The 25,412-nt window shown below is 72.3% G+C and carries 26 protein-coding genes; 11 read left to right on the top strand and 15 right to left on the bottom strand.

Features of this window, described 5'->3' with window-relative positions:
- The first annotated feature begins 30 nt into the window (after nt 1–30).
- Nucleotides 31–1,416, top strand: coding sequence for a nuclease-related domain-containing protein (locus AOM06_RS05850; RefSeq protein WP_062303800.1), 1,386 nt, complete (start codon nt 31–33; stop codon nt 1,414–1,416).
- Nucleotides 1,417–1,429: 13 nt separating this feature from the next.
- On the opposite strand, the gene AOM06_RS05845 is transcribed toward AOM06_RS05850, so the two are convergent.
- The 5 genes from AOM06_RS05845 to AOM06_RS05825 form a co-directional block, all read right to left on the bottom strand.
- Complete coding sequence (locus AOM06_RS05845; protein WP_062303799.1) at nt 1,430–3,073, bottom strand: NAD(P)-binding protein; 1,644 nt, start codon at nt 3,071–3,073, stop codon at nt 1,430–1,432.
- On the bottom strand, nt 3,070–4,065 hold the full coding sequence (locus AOM06_RS05840; RefSeq protein WP_062303798.1) for a thiamine pyrophosphate-dependent enzyme: 996 nt from the start codon (nt 4,063–4,065) through the stop codon (nt 3,070–3,072). The genes AOM06_RS05845 and AOM06_RS05840 overlap by 4 nt, the downstream gene beginning before the upstream one ends.
- Complete coding sequence (locus AOM06_RS05835; RefSeq protein ID WP_082105348.1) at nt 4,062–5,291, bottom strand: transketolase C-terminal domain-containing protein; 1,230 nt, start codon at nt 5,289–5,291, stop codon at nt 4,062–4,064. Before AOM06_RS05835 ends, AOM06_RS05840 begins: the two co-directional genes overlap by 4 nt.
- Nucleotide 5,292: 1 nt before the next feature.
- Entirely contained in the window at nt 5,293–5,907 is a 615-nt protein-coding gene (locus AOM06_RS05830; protein ID WP_062303843.1) for a 2-oxoacid:acceptor oxidoreductase family protein, read from the bottom strand.
- Between the two features lie 120 nt (nt 5,908–6,027).
- Nucleotides 6,028–7,743, bottom strand: coding sequence for a hypothetical protein (locus AOM06_RS05825; RefSeq protein ID WP_062303797.1), 1,716 nt, complete (start codon nt 7,741–7,743; stop codon nt 6,028–6,030).
- A gap of 152 nt (nt 7,744–7,895) precedes the next feature.
- Here AOM06_RS05825 and AOM06_RS05820 point away from each other — a divergent pair, with 152 nt between their 5' ends.
- Genes AOM06_RS05820 through AOM06_RS05810 form a run of 3 tightly spaced genes read left to right on the top strand, consistent with a single transcriptional unit; the run spans nt 7,896 to nt 9,276 of the window.
- Nucleotides 7,896–8,381, top strand: a complete 486-nt coding sequence (locus tag AOM06_RS05820) for a gluconokinase (protein WP_062303796.1) — start codon at nt 7,896–7,898, stop codon at nt 8,379–8,381.
- The gene (locus tag AOM06_RS05815; RefSeq protein WP_062303795.1) at nt 8,378–8,677 is read left to right on the top strand and encodes a DUF1905 domain-containing protein; all 300 of its coding nucleotides are present in this window, start codon (nt 8,378–8,380) and stop codon (nt 8,675–8,677) included. The genes AOM06_RS05820 and AOM06_RS05815 overlap by 4 nt, the downstream gene beginning before the upstream one ends.
- Before the next feature lie 26 nt (nt 8,678–8,703).
- Nucleotides 8,704–9,276: a hypothetical protein gene (locus AOM06_RS05810; RefSeq protein ID WP_062303794.1), complete on the top strand. Its 573-nt coding sequence runs from the start codon at nt 8,704–8,706 to the stop codon at nt 9,274–9,276.
- A gap of 3 nt (nt 9,277–9,279) precedes the next feature.
- On the opposite strand, the gene AOM06_RS05805 is transcribed toward AOM06_RS05810, so the two are convergent.
- Both AOM06_RS05805 and AOM06_RS05800 read right to left on the bottom strand, forming a co-directional pair.
- Complete coding sequence (locus AOM06_RS05805; RefSeq protein WP_062303793.1) at nt 9,280–10,125, bottom strand: ADP-dependent NAD(P)H-hydrate dehydratase; 846 nt, start codon at nt 10,123–10,125, stop codon at nt 9,280–9,282.
- 5 nt (nt 10,126–10,130) lie between these two features.
- Nucleotides 10,131–10,688 (bottom strand): GNAT family N-acetyltransferase, encoded by a 558-nt coding sequence (locus tag AOM06_RS05800; RefSeq protein WP_062303792.1) that lies wholly within the window; start codon nt 10,686–10,688, stop codon nt 10,131–10,133.
- 45 nt (nt 10,689–10,733) lie between these two features.
- Between AOM06_RS05800 and def the strand changes: the two genes are divergently transcribed.
- Nucleotides 10,734–11,234, top strand: coding sequence for a peptide deformylase (gene def / locus AOM06_RS05795; RefSeq protein ID WP_062303791.1), 501 nt, complete (start codon nt 10,734–10,736; stop codon nt 11,232–11,234).
- A 3-nt stretch (nt 11,235–11,237) separates the two neighbouring features.
- Here def and AOM06_RS05790 read toward each other — a convergent pair whose 3' ends face one another.
- Nucleotides 11,238–11,915: an NAD(P)H-hydrate epimerase gene (locus tag AOM06_RS05790; protein ID WP_062303790.1), complete on the bottom strand. Its 678-nt coding sequence runs from the start codon at nt 11,913–11,915 to the stop codon at nt 11,238–11,240.
- 147 nt (nt 11,916–12,062) lie between these two features.
- Here AOM06_RS05790 and AOM06_RS05785 point away from each other — a divergent pair, with 147 nt between their 5' ends.
- From AOM06_RS05785 to AOM06_RS05775, 3 genes are read left to right on the top strand one after another with little or no spacing between them, the layout of a single operon-like run.
- The gene (locus AOM06_RS05785; protein WP_062303789.1) at nt 12,063–12,560 is read left to right on the top strand and encodes a DUF3145 domain-containing protein; all 498 of its coding nucleotides are present in this window, start codon (nt 12,063–12,065) and stop codon (nt 12,558–12,560) included.
- 1 nt (nt 12,561) lies between these two features.
- Nucleotides 12,562–12,924, top strand: a complete 363-nt coding sequence (locus tag AOM06_RS05780; protein WP_062303788.1) for a nuclear transport factor 2 family protein — start codon at nt 12,562–12,564, stop codon at nt 12,922–12,924.
- A 33-nt stretch (nt 12,925–12,957) separates the two neighbouring features.
- Nucleotides 12,958–13,539 carry a TetR family transcriptional regulator gene (locus tag AOM06_RS05775; RefSeq protein WP_062303787.1) on the top strand — a complete coding sequence of 194 codons (582 nt, stop codon included), beginning with the start codon at nt 12,958–12,960 and terminating at the stop codon, nt 13,537–13,539.
- Nucleotides 13,540–13,576: 37 nt separating this feature from the next.
- Here AOM06_RS05775 and AOM06_RS05770 read toward each other — a convergent pair whose 3' ends face one another.
- From AOM06_RS05770 to AOM06_RS05745, 6 genes are all read right to left on the bottom strand, one after another.
- Entirely contained in the window at nt 13,577–14,845 is a 1,269-nt protein-coding gene (locus tag AOM06_RS05770) for an aryl-sulfate sulfotransferase (protein WP_062303786.1), read from the bottom strand.
- Nucleotides 14,846–15,032: 187 nt separating this feature from the next.
- The gene (gene fabF, locus AOM06_RS05765; protein ID WP_062303785.1) at nt 15,033–16,268 is read right to left on the bottom strand and encodes a beta-ketoacyl-ACP synthase II; all 1,236 of its coding nucleotides are present in this window, start codon (nt 16,266–16,268) and stop codon (nt 15,033–15,035) included.
- Nucleotides 16,269–16,317: 49 nt separating this feature from the next.
- Nucleotides 16,318–16,560 carry an acyl carrier protein gene (locus AOM06_RS05760; protein ID WP_062303784.1) on the bottom strand — a complete coding sequence of 81 codons (243 nt, stop codon included), beginning with the start codon at nt 16,558–16,560 and terminating at the stop codon, nt 16,318–16,320.
- Between the two features lie 85 nt (nt 16,561–16,645).
- Nucleotides 16,646–17,647 (bottom strand): beta-ketoacyl-ACP synthase III, encoded by a 1,002-nt coding sequence (locus tag AOM06_RS05755; RefSeq protein ID WP_062303783.1) that lies wholly within the window; start codon nt 17,645–17,647, stop codon nt 16,646–16,648.
- Nucleotides 17,644–18,558: an ACP S-malonyltransferase gene (locus AOM06_RS05750; protein WP_062303782.1), complete on the bottom strand. Its 915-nt coding sequence runs from the start codon at nt 18,556–18,558 to the stop codon at nt 17,644–17,646. The genes AOM06_RS05755 and AOM06_RS05750 overlap by 4 nt, the downstream gene beginning before the upstream one ends.
- A gap of 78 nt (nt 18,559–18,636) precedes the next feature.
- Complete coding sequence (locus tag AOM06_RS05745; RefSeq protein WP_062303781.1) at nt 18,637–19,806, bottom strand: PucR family transcriptional regulator; 1,170 nt, start codon at nt 19,804–19,806, stop codon at nt 18,637–18,639.
- Between the two features lie 251 nt (nt 19,807–20,057).
- On the opposite strand from AOM06_RS05745, the gene AOM06_RS05740 reads away from it, so the two are divergent.
- On the top strand, nt 20,058–21,545 hold the full coding sequence (locus AOM06_RS05740) for an ICP22 family protein (RefSeq protein WP_156163597.1): 1,488 nt from the start codon (nt 20,058–20,060) through the stop codon (nt 21,543–21,545).
- Here the strand turns inward: AOM06_RS05740 and aceE are convergent.
- Nucleotides 21,542–24,256, bottom strand: a complete 2,715-nt coding sequence (gene aceE, locus AOM06_RS05735; RefSeq protein ID WP_062303779.1) for a pyruvate dehydrogenase (acetyl-transferring), homodimeric type — start codon at nt 24,254–24,256, stop codon at nt 21,542–21,544. The genes AOM06_RS05740 and aceE overlap by 4 nt on opposite strands.
- A 243-nt stretch (nt 24,257–24,499) precedes the next feature.
- On the opposite strand from aceE, the gene AOM06_RS15070 reads away from it, so the two are divergent.
- Together AOM06_RS15070 and AOM06_RS15065 are read left to right on the top strand one after the other, a co-directional pair.
- Nucleotides 24,500–24,925, top strand: coding sequence for a DUF3052 domain-containing protein (locus tag AOM06_RS15070; RefSeq protein ID WP_062303778.1), 426 nt, complete (start codon nt 24,500–24,502; stop codon nt 24,923–24,925).
- A complete protein-coding gene (locus AOM06_RS15065; protein WP_228372867.1) occupies nt 24,922–25,386 on the top strand; it encodes a redoxin domain-containing protein in 465 nt (154 codons plus the stop codon). Before AOM06_RS15070 ends, AOM06_RS15065 begins: the two co-directional genes overlap by 4 nt.
- Nucleotides 25,387–25,412: the final 26 nt, after the last annotated feature.

Below are 25,412 nucleotides of genomic sequence, written 5' to 3'. Positions count from 1 at the left end.
TGCCCGACATCAGGCGATGAGGGGCGGAAGATGCGAAACGACTTCGGGCTTCAGCCCGGCGAGGATCTCGCTCGTCGCCCTGCGGGCGGGCAGCTCGGCATCACGATTGCGGAACTGAGGGCGCGCGGCGGGAACCCTGGCGAGCTCGCAAGGTTCGAGAAGGGTCTTGAAGGCGAAGTCCTGGTGGGCGCGCTCCTCGATGCGCTTCCCGGCGACAGCTGGCACGTCCTGCACTCGGTCCCGTTGCCTGGCATCGGCGATGTCGACCACCTGGTGGTCGGTCCTCCTGGGGTGTTCGTGGTCAACACGAAGAACCACAGGGGTCGGAAGGTAGTCGTCGAGTCGGAGGTCGTGCGCGTCGACGGCGCCGCATTCGAGCACTACGGCCAAGCGCGTCGCCAGGCGGCCGTGGTCGTTGCCACGGCGCAGATGTCCGCGCTGCGAGACATCCCGGCGATACCCCTGGTCGCGATCGTCACCGGAAGTACAACCGAGCTGGTGTTTCAGGGCGCGCCGAGCGACGTCATGGTGTTCGGGAGCGCCGAGCTTGCAGCACGTTTGCAGGCGCTTCCCTCGCGGTTGGCGCCCGACGAGGTCGACCAGCTCTACCGGATACTGCGCTGGTCGGATGCGTGGCTCGCACAACCGGTCACTACGCGAGCGCTGCCACAGCCGGGTGCACGGCTGGGGGCGCGACCTGGCGCCCGCCCAGCGCCGCGGCCGCGACTGCGACCGCCGGCAACCCGCCGGCGTGCGCAACCGTCGCGCTTCGTGCGCGTGGTGATGGCGACCGTCGCCGCGATCGTGGTGATCGGACTCTGGAACGTTCTCACAACATCGCCTTTCCGGTCGCCCGCCACCAGCGGCGCGGCCGTTCAAGACGGCACGCTCCCGGTCGCGCCCGCGGTATCGCAGCCGCTGTTCTCGGAAAGCGAGCTCGCACGATTTATCGAGGCGAGCCTCGTCGCCGGGAGGAGCCAGATCGACGCGGGGCATTGGCAGGAGCGCGACGGTGTGATGGATGCCGACCTTGAAGCGGAGGTCGGTGAGTTGGCAGCGCTGAGTCCCTACGTGCACGTCACCTCGTGGACAGTGAGCGACGGAGTCGTCGACGTGGTCTACGCGGTTGACGGGATATCGCTGTCTTCTCACCGAATCCGTACCCAGATGGCGGCGGGCGAAGCGGCGCGCGAGATCGCAGCAGCGACCGACGGCGAGGCCGCCGACGGGGACATCCGCAGCTACCTGGACGCGCGCGTCCTGATCGATCCCGACGTGAGGGCCAAGGGCGACGATCCGGCGGTCGCGCTCGTGACCAGTCCGGACGAGGCCTACGGCGCACTCCACTACGGAGTGGCGACGCAGCTTGGGTATGAGCGGGCGTTCCGCGCGATTCAGGCGGAGCTCAAGGAGTAGCGCGAGCCTACGGCTACCTGACCTCGGGGATCATGTCGATCGCTCCGCACGGGCACTCCGCGGCGCAGATGCCGCAGCCCTTGCAGTAGTCGTAGTCGACCTCGTACCGCATGCCCGGGCCCAGCTTCTTGATCGCGTCGTCCGGGCACATCCCGAAGCAGTTGTCGCACTCGAAGCACGATCCGCACGACATGCACCTCCGCGCCTCGAACACCGCGTGCTCCGCGTCGAGGCCGGTGAGCACCTCCTCGAAGCCCGTGACCCTCCGCGCCGCCGCGAGCTCCGCGCGGTGCTGCTTGGGCGCATCGGAGTAGTACCAGGCATTGAGCCGCTCCGCCGAGGCCTCGCGCTGCACGGGCTCCGCGGGCAGCACGCGTGCGGCCAGCCACGCATCGACCGCACGAGCGGCCCGCGCCCCCCGCCCGATCGCGTACGTCGCGGTGCGCGAGCCCGGGGACACGTCGCCCGCCGCGAACACCCCGTCCCGCCCGGTCATCAACGTCACCGGGTCGACCGCGACGACGCCGTCCGCCACCGTGACGTCCGGCACCCCCGCCAGCAGCGAGAGGTCCGCGTCCTGGCCCACCGCCAGCATCACGGTGTCCGCGTCGAGCTCCTCGAACTCGCCCGTGCCGTGCGGCCGTCCCTCCTCGTCGAGGGACATCTTCTCGATGGTGACGCGCGGACCCTCGACGGCAGCGATGGTCGACAGCCACTGGACCCGTACGCCCTCGCCCACCGCATCGTCCAGCTCGGTCGGGTGCGCGGGCATCTGCTCGCGCGTGCGGCGGTACACCACCACTGCATCCGAGGCCCCGAGCCTCCGCGCGGTGCGTGCCGCGTCCATCGCGGTGTTGCCGCCGCCGTAGACGGCCACGCGTCGCCCCACCAGCGGTGCGTTCCCGGCGGCCACGTCGCGCAGCACGTCGATCGCGTCGACGATGTGCGACGCGGCCCCCGCGGGGATGTCCACGTGGTGCGCGACCCCGGCGCCCATGGTGAGGACCACGGCGTCGAACTCCGCCTGCGCATCGTCCAGCGACGTGACGGGCGTCGAGCACTCGATCGCGACGCCGGTGTCCTCGATGCGGCGGATCTCCGCCGCGAGCACCTCGCGCGGCAGCCGGTACGCCGGGATGCCGTAGCGCATCATCCCGCCCGGCTCGGCCGCGGCCTCGCGCACCGTCACCGCATGGCCCAGCTGGCGCAGCTGATACGCGGCGGACAAGCCCGCGGGACCCGACCCCACCACCAGCACCCGGCGCCCGGACGATGCGGCGGGCGCCGGCAGCGCCCAGCCCTTCTCGAGCGCGGTGTCGCCCAGGAACCGCTCGACCGCGTTGATGCCCACCTCCTCGTCGACCTCGGCGCGGTTGCAGGCCTCCTGGCACGGGTGGTAGCAGATGCGTCCCATCACGGCGGGGAACGGGTTGGCCGCGACGAGCCGCCGCCACGCGGCCTCGAAGCCCGCCTCGCCCTCCTGTGTCGAGCCGAGCCAGCCGCGGATGTCCTCGCCCGACGGGCAGCCCAGCGAGCAGGGTGGAGCCAGCTCGACGTAGACGGGCCGCTCGGTGCGCCACGTGCCGGTGTGGTACGCGAGCGACGTCGCGGGGCCCGTGGACAGCCCGATGGTCGGAGGGGCGTCGTGACCGTTCATGAGCGTGCCTCCAGCAGGCCGTAGCGGCGGATGTTCGCCTCGGCGAGCGCACGCCAACGCGCGAGCGCATCCTCGCCGCCGGTCTTGAACAGGTGGGCGAAGCGCGCCTGGGGGCGCAGGTACTCCTCGACGTCGGCGCGCTCGCGGATGCGCTGCACATCGGTGAGCTCGCCCGCGCGCGCCTCGATCACCGGGAAGATCCCCGACTGGACCGCCGCCCGCGCGAGCGCGATCGACTGCGACGACTCGGAGCCCCAGCCCACCGGGCACGGCACCAGCACGTGCAGGTAGCGCGCGCCATGCATCGACATCGCAGTGCGCACCTTGGCCTCGAGGTCGCGCAGGTCCGCGGGGGTCGCGCTCGCGACGTACGGGATCTCGTGGGCCATCGCGATCTTGACCATGGACTTGCCCTGGCCGAACGCCTGGCCGGGGGAGCGGCCCACCGCCGGGGTGGTGGCTGTGCGCGCGGCCGCCGGGGTGGCGGACGACCGCTGGACGCCGGTGTTCATGTAGCCCTGGTTGTCGTAGCAGACGTAGAGCACGTCGTCGTTGCGCTCGAACATCCCCGACACCGCCGCGAGACCGATGTCCACGGTCCCGCCATCACCGCCCTGCGCGAGCACACGCACGTCGTCGCGCCCCTGCGCATGGAGCGCCGACACGATCCCGGTCGCCACGGCCGCGGCGTTGGCGAACAGCGAGTGGATCCACGGCGGCTTCCACGCGCTCTCGGGGTACAGCGTCGAGAACACCTCGAGGCATCCCGTGGCGTTGGCGACGATGAGCCTCCCGCCCGCAGCCTCGACGGCGGTGTCCATCACCCAGCGCGCGGCGAGCGCCTCGGCGCAGCCCTGGCACGCGCGGTGGCCCTTGGTGAGGGAGGAGGGGCGATCGGCCTGCGACTGGAGGGAACGTTCGTCCTCGGACAGCAGGCGCCCGCCCACGGCGAGGGTGCCGGTCTGGAGGAACGGGATGTGGACGATGCTCATCGGTGCACCTCCGTCGCGCCGGCGTGCGGGACGGGGACGCCGCCCTCCTTGAGGTCCAGGAACTCCAGGGCGCCGAGCTCCCCGGCGTGCGCGCGGCGCACCACGCCGCGCAGCGACTCCTCGAGGATGGGCCGGCCGCCCAGGCCCGCCACCACCGAGTGCACGCGCGATCGCGTGCCGGCGAGGGCGCGGCCGACGTCGCCGGTGAGGACGCCGCCCGAGCCGAGCTCGAGGGCCCTGTCGATCACCACGACGGTGCGGGAGCCGCCCAGGGCGTCGCGCAGCGCCTCGGCCGGGAAGGGCCGGTACGAGCCGATCCCCACGAGCCTCACCGGCACGCCCTCGGCGCGCAGCGCGGGCAGCGCGGCCTGGAGGGTCCCGAGGACCGACCCCATCGCGATCACGGTGACGTCGCCCTCGTCCGCGGGCGCCGCGTCGCGCGATCTCTCGAGGGCATCGGCCGTGTAGCGCGACACCAGCCCGCCGGCCTCCCGCCCGAACGCCTCGTGGAACCGCTCCGACCATGCGGCGATCACCCCGGCCGCGTCGAGGAAGCGCAGGTGCTGGAGGTACTTCGTCTCGGTGAAGGACTCGGGCCCCGCCATGGTGCCGATGGTGGTCGGGTGGTCGATGTCGAGCGCCTGCCGTGGCGCGTACGTCGGCAGGAACGCGTCGACCTGCGCGGCGGTGGGCAGCTCGAGCACGTCGGTCGCGTGCGTGAGCACGAAGCCGTCCATGCACACCATGGCGGGGATCTCGAGCTCCTCCGCGGCGGCGAACGCGATCACATGGAGGTCCGCGGCCTCCTGGTTGTCGGCGGCGTAGAGCTGGAGCCAGCCGGAGTCGCGCAACGCCATCGCATCCGAGTGGTCGTTCCAGATGTTGATGGGCGCGCCGATCGCGCGGTTGGCGACCGTCATGACGATCGGCAGCCCCATTCCCGCGGCGTTGAACACCGCCTCGGCCATGTAGAGCAGCCCTTGCGAGGCGGTCGCGGTGTACGCGCGCGACCCCGCCGCCGAGGCGCCGATCGACACCGACATGGCGGAGAACTCGGACTCGACGTTCACGTACTCGCAGTCCGCGAGCTCGCCCGTGCGGGCCATGGCGGACAGCGCCTCGACGATGTGGGTCTGCGGCGAGATCGGGTAGGCGCACACGACGCCCGGTCGGCATCGTGCCACCGTGCGCGCGACCGCTTGCGATCCCTCAAGCACCTCGCGCATGTCAGACCTCCCTCGCCTCGAGCGCCGCCGCATCCGTCTCGCTCTCGGACGTGCCGGTGAGCTCGTCCCGCACGAACGCGAACGCCTCGTCCGCGGCCGCCGCGTTCGCCTCGCCGACCGCACCGGGGAAGCGCTCGCGGAACACCTGCTTGACCGCCTCGAGCGTCACGTCCGACGCGCTCGCGGCGTAGGCCGCGAGCATCGCGGCGGCCGGCTTGGGCCGTCCCAGGTGCCTCAGCGTGATCGGCGTCGCGGGCACGGTGACGACGGTCGCGTCCACCTCCTGGGCGCCCGCGGCCGCGCGTACCTCGACGGCGGAGGTGGTGGTGTCGACGATGACGAGCCCTCCCGCCGCGAGGCCCGCGAACACGCCGCCAGTGGCCAGCAGGGTCGGGTCCTGCACCAGCACCACGTCGGGCACCAGGACGGGCTCGCGAGTGCGCAGCGGGGCGTCGTCGAACCGGCAGTACGAGACCACCGGCGCCCCGGTGCGCTCGGAGCCGAAGGAGGGGATCGCCTGGACCTCATGTCCGGCGAGGAACCCCGCGCGGGCGAGCATCTCCGCGGCGGTCACCACGCCCTGTCCGCCTCGGCCGTGAATCCGTATCTGCCTCATGCGCGCGTCCTCCGGGAGGAGCGGCGGCGGCGCGGATGCGCGGCCCGGCACGGGTGGTCGCCGACGACCTCCACCCCTTCACGCTAAGCCCGGAGGGGTGTCCCACCCGGGACCGAGGTCCTAGGTGCCGGGTGACGATGCGGCGGCGGCTTCGGCGGGTTCCTCGCCTGCCGCCTCGGCCGCCACGGAGCGGTGCCCCGGGGCGTGCTGGCGGTCCGGGATGAAGCGGAACGCGGCCCACGCGGTCAGGGCGATCGCGCCGAAGCCCGCGACGATGAGCAGCCAGGTGAGCAGGGGGGTCTGCGAGGACTGCCAGTCGTCCCCGGTCGGCACGGCGATGATGACGAAGGCGACCGCCGCGACGAAGTAGGTACCCGCCCACGCCCGCCTGCTCCAGTCGTGGATCGCCTTGCCGTCCAGATAGGTGAACGGCAGCAGGCCGACGACCAGCGCGGCGAGCGTCTCGAGCACGACGCCCGCGAGCGTCTCCTCGGCCAGCGTCACGGCCACCCCGTCCGAGCCCGCGAAGACGGTCTCGAGCGCGCTGAGCAGGATCCACGCGACGAGCCCGACCGTGAAGGCCGTCGCGACCCCGAGGAGCGCGAGCCGGCCCTCGTGCCTGGTGGACACGGCGCGGCCGTACTGGACGCTCACCACCACGCCGAACAGCAGCGCGGGCTCGATGTGAAGGGTCTGCGAGACCACGACCGAGATGGTCACCACGATGAGCGCGCCCGGCAGGGGCATGAGCCTGCCGGGCACGCGCAGGCCCCGCCGGGAGGCGAGGAGCCTGCCTGCGTTGAGCCCGACGTTGAGGATCGTCAGCGAGAGCCAGAGGCTGAGGTAGGTGATCGCCTCCTCGGCGCCGAACCGGAAGCCCGTCTGCCCCAGCCCGAGGATCGCCGTCGCGAGGGCGACGGTGAGGCCGCATGCGAGCCACGGTCGCGCGAGCGTGCGTCGCACCCACGAACGCCGCCGGCCCCGGCGCCGTGGCGTGAGCCACCCGAACGCGCGCGAGTAGTTCTCGGTGAGCGTGGACTGGAGCAGCTCGGCGGGGATGCCCGCGAGCAGCAGGAACGCCGAGGCGAGGGTCACCGCCGCAGCGACCCGCAAGGGGGACAGGTGCAGGTCGCCGAGCGTCGGGACCGTGGGGGCGAGCCAGTGGTAGCCGTCGGTCGGCACGGGTGCGGGCTCGGTGCTCACGGCGACGGGATCGGGCACGGCGGCGGGCACCAGGACGGGTGCGGGTGCCGCGGGTGCGCTCGCCTCGGGCTCCGGTGCGGGCTCGACCTCGATGAGCGGGGCCGGGTCGATGACATCGATCAGGATGGGCGCCGCCACGACCGCCGGGAGGAGGTCGGCCACCGTGACCGCCATCGAGGCGGTCGAGGGGTCGAGGCCTTCGCCCGTCAACGTCGCGACCACCTCATGCGACCCCGACTCCGCAGCCTCCGGCACCACCGCGACGAGCGTGAGGTCGCCCGCGGCGTCGACCGCAGCCGCGCCCATGGGCAGCGGGGTCGAGTGGAGCTCGACCGTGACCCGCGCGCCGGGCGGCAGCCCCGACGCGCGGAGCGTGATGCTCTCGCCGCGATGGAGCGCGCCGCCCGCGCCCGCGGCCCCGTCGGGCCCCTCGAGCGCGAACGCCCAGAGGATCCCCACCGTACGCGGGGGCGCCGCCGGATAGTCCGCGTCGGTCGCGGCCATGAGGGGCGCGGCGAGGCTCGGCGCTGCGGCCAGGCTCATCACGAACGTGACGGCGATGGTCGCCAGGGCGATCACCCCGATGCGGCGTGCGCCCTTGCGCGTCGCCGGTACCCACGCAGGTCGCACCATGCGCGGATCCTTTCCCCCTGATCGCGGAAACACGGCGCGGCGCGACGTCTCCCAGGATCCCCTGGGGTGATGGTAGTTCCGGCACGGCGGGTCGAGTGTCCGAAATGTGAAGATTTAACGCCGGGGAAACATGCGGCGTCGGGAGGGGCGGAATGGCGGCGATCGTGGTGATGGGGCCGACCTCGTCGGGCAAGTCCACGGTGGGCTCCGCGCTCGCGGCCGCGCTCGGCGTGCCGTTCGTCGACGGAGACGATCTCCACCCGTCCGCGAACGTCGCCAAGATGGCCGCGGGGGTCGCGCTGACCGACGCCGACCGGTGGCCGTGGCTCCAGAGGGTCGGCACGCGGTTGCACGAGGCGCCCGGTGGCATGGTGGTCGCGTGCAGCGCGCTCAGGCTCACGTATCGGGACCAGATCCGTGCGTCGGCCCCGGACGTGTGGTTCCTCGAGCTCGCGCTCGACGAGGCGGAGGCGCAGCGCCGATGCGCCGCACGCGAGGGCCACTTCATGCCCGCCTCGCTCGTGGCGTCGCAGTTCGCCACCCTCGAGCCGCTCGGGGCAGACGAGTACGGGTTCCGTGCCGATGCGACGGAACCCGTAGCGCGGATCGTGGAGGCGGCGCTAGCGTCGCTTCGGTGACCACCTACCAGTTCGAGGCCCCGCTCTACCTGTGGGAGGCCACCCAGGCGGCCTGGGTGTTCACCGACCTCCCGTTCGACGTCGCGGACGAGATCGAGGACGCGCAGAACGGACCGCGGCGCGGCTTCGGTGCGGTCCGGGTCGAGGTCACGGTCGGTGCCACCACGTGGCGCACCAGCGTCTTCCCGTCGAAGGAACGGCGCACGTTCATCCTGCCCGTCAAGCGCGCGGTGCTGGACGCCGAGGGCCTCGCGCCTGGATCCTCCGCGACATTCGCGCTCAGGACGGTCGGTTGACGGCCCGCCCATGGGACGCTGAGGAGGTGAACGACGCCACCGCCGGCCCGCGCGACCCGTTCGTCGCGGCGTGGATCGCGACGGTGGTCGACGTCCCGCTCTACACGCTCATCGGGGGCGCATGCGCGTACGTGGGGGCGCAGGTGTGGGAGACGCTCACCGGCGTCGAGGGCGAGGCCCGCGTGGGGGTCGACGACACCGAGGCCGCCGTGCTCACGGTCACCGCGCTGATCATCGCGGTCGGCATCGCGGCGGTCGCGCACACCATCGGACGGCGCCTCCACTCGCGCACGGCCGGGTCCTCTCCGGCGCGTGCCTCGGCCGCGTTCGCGCTCATGGGTGGGACCCTCGGGTTGATCCCCGCGGGCATGGTGGCGGCGGGCAGCGACGAGCCCGCCGCGCTCGCGTTCGTCGCGATCGCGATCGTGCTGCCGTGCGCCTCGGTCGCCGCGCTCACGCGCCTGCTGCTGCCGCGCGTGGCGGCGTCCGAGACGGTGGTCACCGGCTTCGCGATCGCCGCGGTCCTGTGCGTCCTGGTCGCATGCGCGCTGCTCGCGATGGTGTGGGTCACCTGGCCCGACGTCGACCGGGCCCTCTGACGCTCAGCCGGCGAGCAGCCCCGCGACGACCTTGGGCAGCGCCGTGGCGACGTCGAGCGCCGCGACAGGACCGCCCACAGATGCCTGCTCGGCGGCGCGCGCGTGCACCCACGCCGCCGTCGCGCCGGCGACATCCGCCCGCAGGCCCGCCGCGAGGAGCGCCCCCGCGATCCCGGCGAGCACATCGCCCGCCCCGGCCGTGGCGAGCCACGCGGGTGCGAGGGGGAGCTCGATCGCGCCCCCACCCGGGGACACGACGAGCGTGAGCGCGCCCTTGAGCAGCACCGTCGCGCGTGCCGTCTCCGCGAGCAGGCGCGCATGGCCCACCCTGTCCCTCTCGACATCCGCGGCCGTGACATCGTGGCGCAGCGCTCCGAGCGTCCGCACCAGCTCCCCTGCATGCGGCGTGAGGAGCACGCGCTCCGCGCCGATCGCACGCGCCCCGGCCGCACGCGCACGCGCCACGGTCTCGAGGGCTCCGGCGTCGACCACCATCGGCGCCGACTCGGCGATCACGGCACCGATCGCGGCGTCCTGCTCGGGATAGTCCGCGACGCCGGGACCCACCACCCACGCCTGGGCGCGGGGGAGACGCTCGGCGGCGTCGACCGGATGGTGGACCACGGCCTCGGGACGATGCGCGAGCACCAGGTCCTGCGCCCGGGTGGGGCCCACGTACCGGACCATGCCGGCGCCCGCGCGCACCGCCCCCGAGACCACGAGCGCCGCTGCGCCCGGGTACGCCTCCGAGCCGGCGACCACCCCGACCACGCCGCGCGAGTACTTGTCGTCGGCCGCGCCCGGGACCGGCCACGCGGACGCGACGTCGTCGCGCTCCCACACGCGCATCGGCCTCACGGGGCGAGGGTGAGGACGTACAGGTCGGAGTGCATCCACTGCCCGTCTCGCTGGATGTCGTTCTCGATGCGGTGCGAATGCGCGAGGCCGAGGTGCGCCATGACCTTCGCCGACGCCTTGTGCTCGGGACGGCAGCGCGCATGGACCTGCTCGAGCGCATCGTCCTCGCGCAACGCCTCGATCACGGCGTGGACCGCCTCGGTCGCGATGCCGCGGCCCCACAGGTCGCGCCGCACCACCCAGCCGAGCTCACGCACGCCGGGCGTGGAGTCCAGCGGACCGCGGTCCTGTCCGTACACCCCGATGCCCCCGACCACCGTGCCGGCGGCGATGCGACCCGCGCCGCCCACCGCATCGTCCCGCAGCGTGATGGCCCAGTGGGCGGGGATCCCTGCCTCGACCGCGTGCGCGAGCCAGGACCGCGTGTCCTCCTCGGAGTTCGGTCCCCAATCGGTGAATCGGCACACCGCGGGGTCCGATGCGTAGACGTGGACGTCCGCGGCGTCATCGGCACTGAACGGTCGTAGCAGGAGTCTCGCGGTCTCGAGCGTCATATCCCGACGATACGCCCGCGTCCGAGGCATGGGAGGATAGGCGCCATGGCAATGCGCGACATCCGAGTCATCGGCGACCCCGTCCTCCGTACCCCCTGCGAGCCGATCTCCGCGATCGACGAGCGTGTGCGACAGCTGGTCGAGGACCTGCTCGAGACCGTGGACTACGAGGGCCGCGCCGGGCTCGCCGCCAACCAGATCGGCGTGGGGCTCCGTGCGTTCTCGTGGAACATCGACGGGGACATCGGCTACATCCTCAACCCCGAGATCGTCGAGGTGAGCGAAGAGTTCCAGGAGCTGGGCGAGGAGGGCTGCCTCTCGGTCCCCGGCCTCTGGTACGAGTGCGAGCGCCCCGCGTACGCGCGCGCCGTGGGAACCGACCTCAACGGCGACAAGGTCGAGATCGATGGTGAGGAGATCTGGGCGCGCCTCATCAACCACGAGGTGGACCACCTCGACGGCAAGCTCTACCTCGACCGCCTTCGCAAGGACGTCCGGCGCAAGGCGATGCGCGAGCTGCGCGAGTCCCTCGAGTCCTCGCGGTAGCCGTCAGGGGTCCAGGGCGACGCCCACGTCCGCCAGGATCACCCGCCCGGCGGCGAGGGCGGCGGGCGGCTCGACCAGGCACCGCTTGCGCGCGGTGAAGGTGACCGTGACGTCCGCGACCACGTGGCGGGGGACCCCGCCGTCGACGGCGTCCGGCAGCGCGGCCGAGTCCGCCGCGATGCCCGACGGCACGTCCACCGCGACGATGGGCAGCCCGGCCTCGACCGCGCGTCCCAGCAGCGACCAGGCGTCGTCCGGAAGCCCGGGCCTCCCGCCGATCCCGGCGAATCCGTCGATCACCAGCTGGGCGTCGAGCACGCGCTCGCGGCCCAGCGGGAAGTCCACCCCGGAGACGGCGCCCGTGCCCGCCGCCTCCTCGAGCGCACGCATGCCCCGCTCGTGCACGCGGTCGGCGGCGACGACCGCGACCACCTCGGCGCCTCGGCGCGCGAGCTGAGCGCCCGCGAGCAGCGCGTCCCCGCCGTTGCTCCCGGACCCGGCCACCACGCAGACCCGCAGGCCCTCGACGGTGAGCCCGCGCTCGGCCGCGAGGGCCTGGGCCGCATCGGCCACCGCGGTGGCGGCACGATCCATGAGGGTGTCCTCCGGGACCGTGAGCATGGTGCGCCGCTCGGCCTCGCGCAGCCCCGCGACGCTGACGATGTTCTCGCTGGTGCTCATGAGGGCCACCCTCGCACAAGGGTCCGACACTCGGGGCGCGTCGCTGGCGATATGCGCGCGGGTGAGGCAGAATCGTGGCACACCCGGTGCCATGGACGGTTCCATCGAGGTCGTAGGGGAAGACGCACCTCACAGGAAGGAAAGGACATGGCCGCAATCACCCGTGGTGTTCTTTTCGTGCACTCCGCGACCCGCGCGATGACTCCGCACATCGAATGGGCGGCACAGGGAGTGCTGGGCTCGCGCGCCTCCTTCGACTGGACCGATCAGCCCGCCGGCTCAGGTCTGCTCCGCGCCGAGGTGTCGTGGCAGGGCCAGCAGGGCACGGGGGCCAGCCTCGCGTCGGCCCTGCGCGGCTGGGAGCACGTCCGCTACGAGGTCACCGAGGAGCCGTCCTTCGGCTCGGATGGCGGTCGCTGGTCGCACACGCCGTCGCTCGGGATCTTCCACGCGGTGATCGACTCGCACGGCAACACGGTGGTCCCCGAGGACCGCATCCGCGCGGCGATCGACAACGCCGGCAACCTCGCGGACGTCAAGCGCACCATGGACCTTGCGCTCGGCACGGCGTGGGACGAGGAGCTCGAACCGTTCCGGTACGCCGGTCATGGCGCACCCGTGCGCTGGCTGCACCGCGTGGGATGACATGGCGCTCGACCACCTGGACGAGCTGACCCTCCAGGCGTTGGAGGAGTCGATGTGGCGCCCGGAGACACGGTTCGACCACGCGTACATGGACGCGATCCTCGCGCCCGGGTACGTCGAGATCGGCCAGTCGGGACGCGTCTGGAGCCGCGACGACGAGGTGGGTCTCGAGCCCGTCGAGATCGACGTGAGGCTGCCGCTGACGGGCTTCAGCGCGTCTGAGCTCGCGCCAGGCGTCGCGCATGTCCGCTACACATCGGAGCCCGTGCACGGCTCGCGTGGCGCCGCGTTGCGGTCCTCGATCTGGGTGCGGACCGACCGTTGGCGGCTGGTCTTCCACCAGGCCACACCGACCGCCATCTGAGCACGCATAACATCGCACGCTAGGGTGGGCGATGTGACTGAGCATCGACGTCCTGGGCGCCCGCAGATCGCCGACCCGGAGAAGATCGGCCGGGAGGCCGTCGCGTTGTTCGCCGAGCATGGCTACGCCGCCGTGTCGATGGACGATGTCGCGGCCCGCAGCGGCGTCTCTCGCCGCACGCTGTTCCGTCACTTCGCCAACAAGGCAGATCTGGTGTGGCACGACTTCTTCGCCGCCTACGGGCGGCTCGACGCCCTGCTCGCGAGCGAGGGCACGGGTCCCGGCATGGCGGGGCTCCGCGTCGCGGTGCGCCAGGTGCTCACCGATCAGCCGTCGGGCACGGATCTGGACCGGGTGCGGTTCCGCATCATCGGCGAGTCGGACGAGGTCTTCGCGGCCGGCGTCCGGGGCCTGGGCGTCATGACGTCGGACTTCGCGCACCAGCTCTCGCGGGACGGGCTCCTCGACGAGGGCGGCGTGGAGGCGCGGGCGGCGGGACAGGCGGTCACGGGCTGCATCCTCGCGGCATCGGTGTGGTGGGCCCAGCATTCGGACGATGCGTTGGTCGACGTCCTCGACCGGGCGCTCGCGAGGCTCGAGCAGGGGATCGCCTAGACCTCTCGCGTCGCGTGCCCCGGGGAGGGGCCGCACCTCAGCGGGCGAGCAGATCGGGCGCCGCGACCACCGCGTGGTACGTCACCGTGCTGCCCACGTCGGGCTGATCCGCGGCGGTGTCCATGAGCAGGTCCATCTCGACCGCCCGTTCGTAGTCGAGGGTGAGGTGCGCGACCGGCTCGCCTGCCGCGGTCATGACGGACATGCCGGACGCGCTGCACCCCCAGTCGATGACCCAGAAGGCCTCGTCGGCGTCGAGCGGCCGGGCCGAGCCCGTGCATCGTGAGCTCACGCCGGCAGGGTCCTCGATCACGTTCTCGATGGTCGCGGTGCCGTCCGCGACGGAGAACACGATCGCCCGCGCGGCACCCACGTCACCCGAGCCGTTGTCGAAGACGGAGTAGCGGGTGCCTCCGAGCCACCGGAAGTCGTGGTTGCCGCTGAGGATCTGCCGGTCGCCGAGCAGGCCGTCGGGGTCGTCGACGGCGAGCGCCGCGGGGGACCGGTCGATCCCGAAGGTCCACCGCACGTCGCCCGAGCCGAGCTCGATCGCGAGGACCGAGCTCGGGTGCCGCATCGACACGTAGACCAGCCCTGAGGCCTCGTCGGGCTGCGCCGAGTTGCAGTGGAACGGGTCGACGGGGTTGTAGATCTCTGTGGTCACGGCGGCGTCGAGCATCGCGGGGTCCGTGTGCTCGAGCGCGGACCACTCCCACACGGCCTCGCCGTCGCGCACATGGACCACCTGGCAGTCGTAGACGAAGTCGAGCGGTTCGTCCTCGGGAGCGAGCGTGCATGCGTGGACCGAGCCGTCGCACGGCGTCGAGGCGTACCGCACTCCCCAGAAGCCCGCGCCGTCCGCATCGTAGGCGAGCGCGTGGGAGTCCAGGTCGAGCTCGCGCGTCGGCTCGTCGACCACGACGCCGTCCGTGCTGACCACGCCGGTCCGGCTGCAGAAGGTGTACCCGCCGTTGTCGGAGATGCACGAGCGGTCGATGAAGGCAAGCTCGCCACCCGTCTCGGCGAGCGCGCCCACGGACGCGCCCGAGACGTCCACGAGCGTGAGCGGCTCGAGGTCCGCCGAGAGCTCGATGACCGCCTGCGTGCCCGAGGTGAGCATCGGCGCCGCGATGTAGATCGACGCGCCGGTCGCGACCGCCTGCTGCGCGAGCTCGGCGTCGACCGTCTCCCGCTCGAGCGCGTACGGCGCGAACAGCTCCTCGGCAGAGGTGCTCTGGGCCTGGGTGCATGCCGTCAGCGCGGCGGTGCACGCGAGGGCGATGCCGATCGCCTGGGGGCGGCTCATGCCCCGATTCAACCGCCCGGCGCGCGGCTCCGCCACACGGCGACGCGGCTCCGCCACACGGGTCCTCGCGTGGCGTCGGCGAGTCGCGTCGATATCAGTGGAAACGCCGCGCCCGCGGTCCGCCTGGTGTGGCGGAGCCGCGGGCGAGCGATGTGTGGCGGAGCCGTGGGCGCGGGTCAGGCTGGGATCAGGCCCCGAACACCAGCGCGACGTTGTGGCCGCCGAACCCGAAGGAGTTGTTGATCGCGGCGATCTGGCCCTCCGGCAGCGCGCGCGGGGTGTCGCGGACCAGGTCGACCTCGAGCTCGGGATCGGGCTCGGTGACGTTGATGGTCGGGGGAGCGGTGCGGGTCTCGAGCGCCTTGATGGTGAAGACGGACTCGAGCGCGCCGGCGCCGCCCAGCAGGTGCCCGGTCATCGACTTGGTCGCGGACAGCAGCACCTGATCGGCGTGAGCGCCGAGCAGCCCGCGGATGCCGCGGGCCTCGATCATGTCGCCCACCGGCGTGGACGTGGCGTGCGCGTTCACGTGCGCGACGTCCGCGGCAGTCAGGCCCGCGCGCTCGAGGGCGAGCTCCATCGCCTTGGTCTGGCCGGCGCCGTTGGGCTCGGGGGCCGCGATGTGGTGCGCGTCCGCGGTCATGCCCACGCCGAGCATGCGGGCGTAGACCTTCGCGCCGCGCGCGGCGGCGTGCTCCTCGGACTCGAGGATCACCACGCCCGCGCCCTCGCCGAGCACGAAGCCGTCGCGGCTGACGTCGTAGGGGCGGCTCGCGCCGGCGGGGTCGTCGTTGCGCTTGGACAGTGCCTGCATCGACGCGAAGGCGGAGATGGGGAGCGGGTGGATCGCGGCCTCCGTGCCGCCGCAGATCACCACGTCGGCGCGGCCGGACTGGATCATCTCGAAGCCCATGCCGATCGCCTCGGCGCCCGAGGCGCACGCGGAGACGGGCGCGTGGGCGCCCGCACGCGCCTTGAACTCGAGCGAGACGTACGCGGTGGGGGAGTTGGGCATCAGCATGGGCACGGTGAGGGGCAGGACGCGCGAGGCGCCCCGCTCCTTCACCGTGTCCCACGCCGTCAGCAGGGTCCACACGCCGCCGATGCCGGAGGAGACGATGCTCCCCAGGCGCTCGGGGTCCACCGCATCCTCGGAGAGCCCCGCATCGGCCCACGCCTCGCGCGCGGCCACGATCGCCATCTGGGCGGACGGGTCCATGCGCTTGGTCTCGGGGCGGGAGAGGACCTCCTCGGGACGCACGGCGAGCTGACCGGCGAAGGTCACGGGAACGCCGTACTTCTCGGCCCAGTCGTTCTCCAGGGTGCGCACGCCGGAGCGCGCCGCGAGGGCGCCCTCCCAGGTGCTGGCGACGTCCCCGCCGAGCGGCGAGGTGGTGCCGAGTCCGGTGACCACGACGTTCATGGGCTTGTCTCCCGAGGGTGAGATGAGGGGTGGACGGTGAAGAGGTGTCTTACGCGTTCGCGATGTAGTCGACGGCGTCGCCGACGGTGACGAGGTCCTTGACCTTCTCGTCGGGGATGCGGACGTCGAACTTCTCCTCCGCGAGCGTGACGATGGTCATCATCGACAGCGAGTCGATGTCGAGGTCGTCGGTGAACGACTTCTCGACGGTCACCTCGGCGACGTCGATGTCGGTCTCCTCGTTGACGATCTCGGCCAGACCGGCGAGGACCTCATCCTTGGACAGTGCCATTGCTGCTCCTTCGTTGGGGATGTGAGGCGCGTGACGCGCCGTGTTCGTGGTGAACGATTGTGAACTTTACGCGGGGGCCTCCCGGCTACGGGAGGACCACCACCTGGGCGGCGTAGACGAGTCCCGCGCCGAAGCCGATCTGCAGGGCCAGATCGCCGCTCTTGGCATCGCCGTCGCGCAGCACGCGCTCGGTGGCGAGCGGGATGGACGCGGCGGACGTGTTGCCCGAGTCGACGATGTCCTTGGCGACCACCACGTGCTCGGGCAGGCCGATCTGCTTGACCATCTGGTCGATGATGCGGACGTTCGCCTGGTGGGGGATGAAGACCTGGATGTCGTCCGGCGTGACGCCCGCGGCCTCGATCGCCTGGAGCGCGACCGGGGCCATCTTGAACGACGCCCACTTGAAGACGCTGGGGCCCTCCTGGCGCAGCGTCGGGAACGGGGTGCCGGGGTTGTCGCGCACGTCGAGCCACGAGCTCGTCTGGCCGATGAGCTCGGCGCCGCCGCCGTCGGAGCCCCACACCGTGGGGCCGATGCCGGCCGTGTCCGAGGCGCCGATGACGACCGCTCCCGCGGCGTCGCCGAGCAGGTAGGAGATCGAGCGGTCCGCGGGGTCCACGAAGTCGCTCATCTTCTCCGCGCCCACCACGAGCACGTGGCGCGCCGCGCCGGACCGGACCAGCGCATCGGCCTGGCCGATGCCGTAGCAGTAGCCCGCGCACGCCGCCGAGATGTCGAACGCGGCAGCGGGCGTCGCGCCGATGCGCTCGGCGAGCACGGGGGCCCCACCGGGCGTGATGTGGGGGAACGTGATCGTGGACAGGATCACCGCGTCGATGTCGGCGGGCTCGAGGCCGGCCTGCGCGATGGCCTCACGGGCGGCGCGCTCGGAGAGGTCGATGACGCTCGTGTCCTTGCCGGCGCGCACGCGCGTCGCGATGCCGGTCATCTTGCGGATCCACTCGTCCGAGGAGTTGATCGGCTCGATGAGGTCGTCGTTCGGCACGAGGTTCTCGCCGCGCGCGACCCCGAGGCCGAGGATGCGGGTGAACTCGGCGCCGCGGCGGACGTTGAGGGTGGTCATGCGGCGGCCTCCAGGAGCTCGCGGGCGGCGGACAGGTCATCGGGCGTCTTGAGGGCGACGGCAGGAACGCCCTTCATCGCGCGCTTCGCCAGGCCGGTGAGGACGCCTCCGGGCGCGACCTCGATGAGGCCCGTGACGCCCAGCTGCAGCATCGCCTCCATGCACAGGTCCCAGCGCACGGGGTTGGCCACCTGGCGGACGATGCGCGCGAGGGCGTCCGCGCCGTCGGCCACCGGGGCGCCGTCGGCGTTGGACAGCAGGACCCGTCGCGGGTTGGCGGGCGACACGGCCGTGGCGGCGTCGTGGAGGTCCGCGACCGCCGGGACCATGAAGGTGGTGTGGAACGCACCGGCCACCTGGAGCTCGATGACGCGGGCGCGCGCCGGGGGAGCGGCGACGAGCGCCTCGATCGCGGCCTTGGTGCCCGCGGCGACCACCTGGCCGCCGCCGTTGACGTTCGCGGGGGTGAGGCTGTGCTGCTCGAGCGCGGCGGCGACATCGGCGGGATCGCCGCCCAGGACCGCCGCCATCGACGTCGGCTCGGCGGCAGCGGCGGCGGCGGCCATCGCGGCCCCGCGCACGGCCACGAGCCGCATCGCATCGGTATCGGTGAGCACGCCCGCCAGCGCGGCGGCGCCCAGCTCTCCCACCGAGTGGCCGGCGGCCACGGCAGGGACCGCATCGCCGAGCAGGGCGCGTCCCGTCGCGATGGCGGTCGCTACCAGCAGGGGCTGCGCGACCGCGGTGTCGCGGATCGTGTCGGCGTCGGACTGCGTGCCGTGGCGCACCACGTCCACGCCGGCGGCGTCGGAGAGCGCGGACAGGGACGCGGCCACCGCGGGGAGCTCGAGCCACGGGGCGAGCATCCCGGGCGTCTGGGCGCCCTGGCCGGGACAGAGAATGGCGATCACGGGTTATAGCCTGCCTCACATCGGAGGGGGCTCTGCGGCATCAAGATACCGATTCGGGCCCCAGTTCTTGTGTGAAACCTACAAAGGTGCGGCTGCGGCATCGCGGAGGCGGCCGAGTGCGAAGGCGATCTGGAGCACGTGCGCGTCGCGCGTGGCGAGCACGTCCCACCCCGTGAGCTCGGCGACCTTGCGCAGGCGGTATCGGACAGTGTTGGCGTGCACGAACATCGTGCGGCTCGCGAGCTCGAGCGAGCGCCCGCAGTCGAGGAACGTCGCGACGGTCTCCTTGAGCGAGCCTCCCGCCGCGGCGATCGGGTCGTACGCCACCGCGATCAGCCGCTCCTTGGCTGCCGCATCGCCCACGAGCACGCGTTCGGGCAGGAGGTCGTCGGCGCTGACGGGCCGGGGCGCGAGCGCCCATGCGGGCGCGGCGGCCGCCCCGTGCATCGCCGCTCGGGTGCCGCGCGCGACCTCGACGAGCGTGACGGCGGGGGGCCCCACGACCACGGGGCCGGGACCGAAGCTCGGCAGCAGCGTCTGCGCGAGTTCCTCGCGGTCGCCGTCCGCCCGCGCGATCACCACGAGGTCCTCGCCGTGGATGCCCACGAGCGCGCCATGCGCGGCGCGGCGGATCGTGCGGCGCAGCTCGGCCGACTGCAGCTCGCCGAGCGGTCCGTCCGTCTGGCCGACCAGGACGAGCGTGGGTCCGGGCTTCCAGCCGAGGGCGGCGGCGCGCGAGGGGAGGTCGTCGTCCACCTCGCCGCGCACGAGCGCGTCCACCACGAGCGCCTCGAGCCGCGCGTCCCACGCGCCGCGCGATTCGGCGGCACGCGCGTAGACCTCGGCGGCGGAGAAGGCGATCTCGCGGGAGTAGCGCAGGATCGACTCGCGCAGGTGCGCCTCGGCGCCGGGCGCTGCGAACTCGTCGGAGTGCTCCTCGACGATGGACACGAACGTGCGGACGATCGTGAGGGTGTGCTGCAGCGAGATCGAGCGCGTGAGCTCCGGGGGAGCGGAGGCGAACATCTCGACGGTGCCGCGGTGGCCCGCGTGAGGGTCCGCGAAGTACGCGACGAACGAGGCGATGCCCGCCTGCGCCACCGAGCCGACCCAGGAGCGCTCCTGCGCCGGGAGCTCGCGGAACCACGGGTAGTCCGCGTCGAGCGTCTTGAGCGCGATCGTGGCGAGCCGACCGGTGCCGGCGCGGAGGCGGCGCAGCGTCTCGGCGCGCATGTCGGGGCTGACCATGGGGGTCAGCGTAGTGCGCCTTTGTCGGATCAAGACAATGCGGTTGTGGGCACCGCACAATCCCGCCATTCGACAGCCGCAACGGATCTGGACGCGACACGCCGCGTGGGCGGGTGGCACCGGCGCGACACGCGCGTCAACCGGGACTCCTTCCGTTCGGAGTGTCGGAAATGGGGGGCTTCCGAGAGTCGTCGCGCTTGTCCGGGATGTGCCCGGTAGCGTCGGCACCAGGCGATCCCTCAGGAGGAGAGATGACACCACGGCCGCGACCGTTGACCGGGATGGTGCTCGGGCTGCTGCTCGGGCTGGTCGTGGTGGGGCTGCTGTGGCAGCTCGCGGTGATCGATCCGGGCCGCACCGTGCTGTTCGGCTTGGTCGCGATCGCCATGATCCTGGTGACGCTCCTCCTCACGCGCGAGGCGGCAGCCGCACGGGGCCGGGTGACCACGGTCGCGGTGCTCGCGGGGCTGCTCGGCGGCGTGGCGCTCACGGGGATCCCCGAGCTGGTGAGCGCTGGTTCCATCTCGGACGGCTGCACGCTCGAGGCCACGGTCGACGGCACCACCTACGCGCCCGCGAGCACCGCGGCGCTCACGCCACTCGACGTCCCCGCCGATGCGGTGGTCGAGTGGACCGCGACCTCGGCGACGCCCGTCTCGGTCGAGCAGCGGGTCGCGGGGGTGATGATCGGTGGCTTCGCCATCCCCATCCGTACGGTGACGAGCCAGGGTGCGGTCGAGGGGCAGGAGATCTCGGGCCAGGTGGACGTCGCCGCGGGGGTCGACTGGATCGCGGACCGCACCTGGCTCGAGCCCACCGGCGTCTACCACGCGTACGGCGAGATGTCCGGAGGCTCCGTGACGTGCCTGGTCGAGGGATACGTCGCGGTGGCGCCCGCGGGCGCGTTCGCGACCAACACCCTGGTGATCCTGTGGGCCGCGCTCGCCGTGCTGGTGGTCCTCATCGTGTGGGCCGCGATCGTGGTGTGGCGGTCCTTCCGGGGCGCCCGCCGCGCCCGCGACGACGAGCGTCGTGCGGTGGAGAACGGCACGGCGGACCGCGAGGCGGCGGAGCTGGCCGCGTTCGAGGAGCAGGACACGCGTCCCATCGAGCACGTTGCGCCGGCGCCTGCCTGGACGCCCGGCACGGGCCAGCCCGTGGTGCCGGCCGAGGAGATCGCGGCGCCTCCCTCGGCTGCGCGCGAGGAGCGTGCGGACGCGTCGGCGTCCCCCCGCACCGGGCCCGACGACACCGCGACGAGCTCGCGCGCGTCCCGCACCGCTCCCGCTGCCGGTGCCTGGGCGGCGGACGATGCGGTCGACGGCTCGGGCTCGGGCGAGGCGTCCTCGGACCAGGCGGCGGCATCGCCGAGCGGCGAGGAGGGGCCGGCCGACGATGAGCTCGTGGCCGACGAGGACGCCGGAGCCGAGCCCGAGCTGCTCGACGAGGAGCCTGAGGACGAGACGGGCGAGGTCGAGCCTGTCGACGAGGAGCTCAGCGCCGACGAGGAGACCGCGGGTGAGGAGCCCGAGGATGAGGAGCGGGAGACCGGGTCCACGGACGCCGAGCCCGCCGAAGAGCAGGGCGAGCCCGTCGCGGACGACGAGGACCGCATCGTCCCGGAGGACGCGGAGCACGAGGACGGCGTCGTCGCCGAGGAGTCGCCCGAGGACGACGAAGGGCCGGAGCCCACGTCCGAGGACGAGGGCTCCGGCCCTGAGCCGGTGAGGTCTGCTTAGCCCTCGCCGCCACCACCGCCCGACGTGCCCTTGCGGGGGTCGAGCAGCTCGTAGCGCTGGATGGCCTGCGCGTAGGTGCCGGCGGGGACCTCGCCGCGCTTCTCGAGCATCTGGAGCACGCGCACCGCGGTGGAGGCGCCGTCGATGTTGAAGAAGCGGCGGGCGGCGGCGCGCGTGTCGGAGAAGCCGAAGCCGTCCGCACCGAGCGTCGCGTAGTCGCCGGGGACCCATGCGCGGATCTGGTCCGCGACCAGGTGGTCGTAGTCCGAGGTCGCGATGAACGGACCCGCCGCACCCTGGAGCTTCTGGGTGAGGAACGGGACGCGGATGCCGTGCTCGGGGTGCAGGAACGCCTGGCGCTCGGCCTCGAGGGCGTCGCGTCGGAGCTCGTTCCACGACGTCACGGACCAGACCGCGGCGCGCACGCCGTAGTCGCGGAGAAGCATCTCCTGCGCCTCGTACGCCCACGGCACGCCCACGCCCGAGGCGAGGATCTGCGCCTCGGGGCCGGGACCCTCGGGCGCCGCGGACACGCGGTGGATGCCCTTGAGGATGCCCTCGACGTCGACGTCCTCGGGCTCGGCAGGCTGGACGTACGGCTCGTTGTAGACCGTGAGGTAGTACATGACGTTGCGGTCGCGGCCGGTGTCGGGGCCGTACCAACGCTCGATGCCGTCCTTGACGATGTGGCGCAGCTCGTAGCCGTAGGCCGCGTCGTACTGGACGATCGACGTGTTGGTGCCCGCGAGGATCGGGGAGTGGCCGTCGCCGTGCTGGAGGCCCTCACCGGCGAGCGTGGTGCGGCCCGCGGTGGCGCCGACGATGAAGCCGCGCGTGAGCTGGTCGCCCGCCGCCCAGAACTGGTCGCCCGTGCGCTGGAACCCGAACATCGAGTAGAAGATGTAGAACGGGATCAGCGGCTCGCCGTGCGTGGCGTAGGACGTGCCCACGGCCTGGAACGCGGCGGCGGAGCCGGCCTCGTTGATGCCCGTGTGCATGATCTGGCCGGACTCGGACTCCTTGTAGGAGAGCATGAGCTCGCGGTCCACCGGCAGGTAGTTCTGCCCCTGCGTGTTGAAGATCTTGGCGGAGGGGAAGATCGAGTCGAGGCCGAACGTGCGGGCCTCGTCGGGGATGATCGGCACCAGGCGGTGGCCGAACTCCTTGTCGCGGACCAGGTCCTTGAACAGGCGCACGAGCGCCATGGTGGTGGCCACCTCCTGCTTGCCCGAGCCCTTCGCGAGCAGGTCGTAGGCCTTCGCCTCCGGCAGCGTGATCTCCTTGCGGTCGCCGCGGCGCTCGGGCACGAAGCCGCCGAGCTGCTTGCGGCGGTCCAGCATGTACTGGATCGCCGGGTCGTCGAAGCCGGGGTGGAAGTACGGCGGGTGGTACGGGTCCGCCTCGAGCTGCTCGTCGGTGAACGGGATGTCGAACGTGTCGCGCAGGACCTTGAGGTCGGCCGCGGCCAGCTTCTTCATCTGGTGGGTCGAGTTGCGGGCCGCGAAGTTCGAGCCCAGGCCGTAGCCCTTGACGGTCTTCGCGAGGATGACCGTGGGCTTGCCGTTCTTCTCGGTGGTGGCCTTCGCGTACGCCGCGTAGAGCTTGCGGTAGTCGTGACCGCCGCGCTTGAGGGCCCAGATCTCGTCGTCCGTCATGTCCTTGACGAGCTCCTTGGCGCGCGGGTCGCCGCCGAAGAACTGGTCGCGGATGAACGCACCGGACTCGGCGCGGAAGGTCTGGAAGTCGCCGTCCGGGACGGTGTTCATGAGGTTGACCAGGGCGCCGTCCTCATCGCGCTCGAGCAGCGGGTCCCAGCCGCGGCCCCACACGACCTTGATGACGTTCCAGCCCGCGCCGCGGAAGAACGCCTCGAGCTCCTGGATGATCTTGCCGTTGCCTCGCACGGGGCCGTCGAGGCGCTGCAGGTTGCAGTTGACCACGAAGGTGAGGTTGTCGAGGTTCTGGTTGGCCGCGAGCTGCAGCATGCCGCGGCTCTCGGGCTCGTCCATCTCGCCGTCGCCGAGGAACGCCCAGACGTGCTGCTCGGAGGTGTCCTTGATGCCGCGCAGGTGGAGGTAGCGGTTGGTCCACGCCTGGTAGATCGCGGAGGCGGGGCCGAGGCCCATCGACACGGTGGGGAACTCCCACACGTCCTCCATGAGGCGCGGGTGCGGGTACGACGACAGGCCGCGGCCCTCGCCGGACTTCTCCTGGCGGAACGAGTCGAGGTCCTGCTCGCCGAAGCGGCCCTCGACGAATCCGCGCGCATAGACGCCGGGCGCGGCGTGGCCCTGGTAGTAGACCTGGTCGCCACCGCTCGGGTGGTCCTTGCCCTTGAAGAAGTGGTTGAGGCCCACCTCGTACAGCGTCGCCACGGACGCGTACGACGAGATGTGGCCGCCGATGCCCTTGCCGCCGGCCTGGGCGCGCGTCACCATGACGGCCGCGTTCCAGCGGATCCAGCCGCGGTAGCGGCGCTCGAGCTCCTCGTCGCCGGGGAACTCGGGCTCGTCGTCCTTGTGGATCGTGTTGACGTACGGCGTGTTGAGGCTGAGAGGCACGCTGAGCTGCTTCTTGGCCGCGTGCTCGACCAGCTGGTCCACGATGTACTCGGCGCGGCTCTCGCCGCCGGCCTCGATCAGGCCGTCCAGGGACTCGAGCCACTCCTGGGTCTCGCCCGGGTCCTTGTCAACCTCGCCGTGATGTGCCACAGGTGACCTTCCGTTCGGGCGCGCGGTGGCGCGCCGGGTGTGGGGAGGGCGCGCCACGCGTGTACGCAGGCGCGCTCCACATAGTTTCCACGCACCAGGTTACTGTCACGCGCCACGTGCTGCGCACGGCGGCCGGCACGATGCGCGGCGCGGGCAATTGCCCCCCGGCGCGGGGTGCCTCTAGTGTGGACGCCAAGCGTGCGCTTCCGCGCACGACGAACCGACGAAGGGGGTCCCGCCACCGTGGCGACACAGGAGGACGCGAAGGCGGTAGACGCCGTCGTCGCGCGGCTCGCGCTGAAGACGGGCCAGATCATCCAGGAATACGGCTACGACGACGACACCGACGCGGACTTCCGCGACGCTGTCGAGGCGGCGACGGGCGAGGCGCTGGTCGACGAGGACTATGGGGACGTCACCGACGGTGTGATCGTGTGGTTCCGGGACGGCGAGGACGATCTCGCCGACCTTCTTATGGACGCGCAGACCCTTCTCGACGATGGCGCCGCGGTGTGCCTGTGCACGCCCAAGGCGGGCCAGTCCGGCCACGTGCAGCCGCGCGAGGTGCAGGAGGCCGCCTCGGTCGCCGGCCTGCATGCGACGTCGACGTTCGTGATCGGTACCCGGTGGACCGCGACCTACCTGGTCGAGAAGGGCCGCTCCAAGTGAGCCATCCCCTGGTGGGCCATCAGGCCCCCGACTTCCGCATGACGGACACGCACGGCAGGGTGGTGAGCACCGAGGACCTGCGCGGCACCGCGTACCTGCTGGTCTTCGTGCCGTTCGCCTTCTCCGACACGTGCACCAACGAGCTCATCGAGCTGCGGGCGGCCGAGGACCTGCTGACGCACGACGGCCTCCGGGTGATCGTGGTGAGCTGCGACTCGATCTACACGCTCAAGGCGTGGGCCGACACGCACAGCTACAAGGCGGACCTGCTGTCCGACTTCTGGCCGCACGGAGAGGTGTCGCGTCAGTACGGCGTGTTCAACCCGCACAAGGGGCTGGCCGGTCGCGGCTCGTTCCTGGTGGACGGCGATGGCGTGGTGCGCTGGGCGATCGTCAACCCCGAGGGCGAGGCGCGGGACGTCGCCGAGTATCGCGGCGCGGTCCAGCAGCTGCTCGGCTGAGGCCCCAGCGGTCGGAGCCGGCCCGC

Source organism: Demequina subtropica (genome assembly GCF_000971235.1).
GTDB lineage: Bacteria > Actinomycetota > Actinomycetes > Actinomycetales > Demequinaceae > Demequina > Demequina subtropica.
Note: the sequence above shows the minus strand (reverse complement) of the source record. Positions and strands in the feature narration are given on the sequence as shown.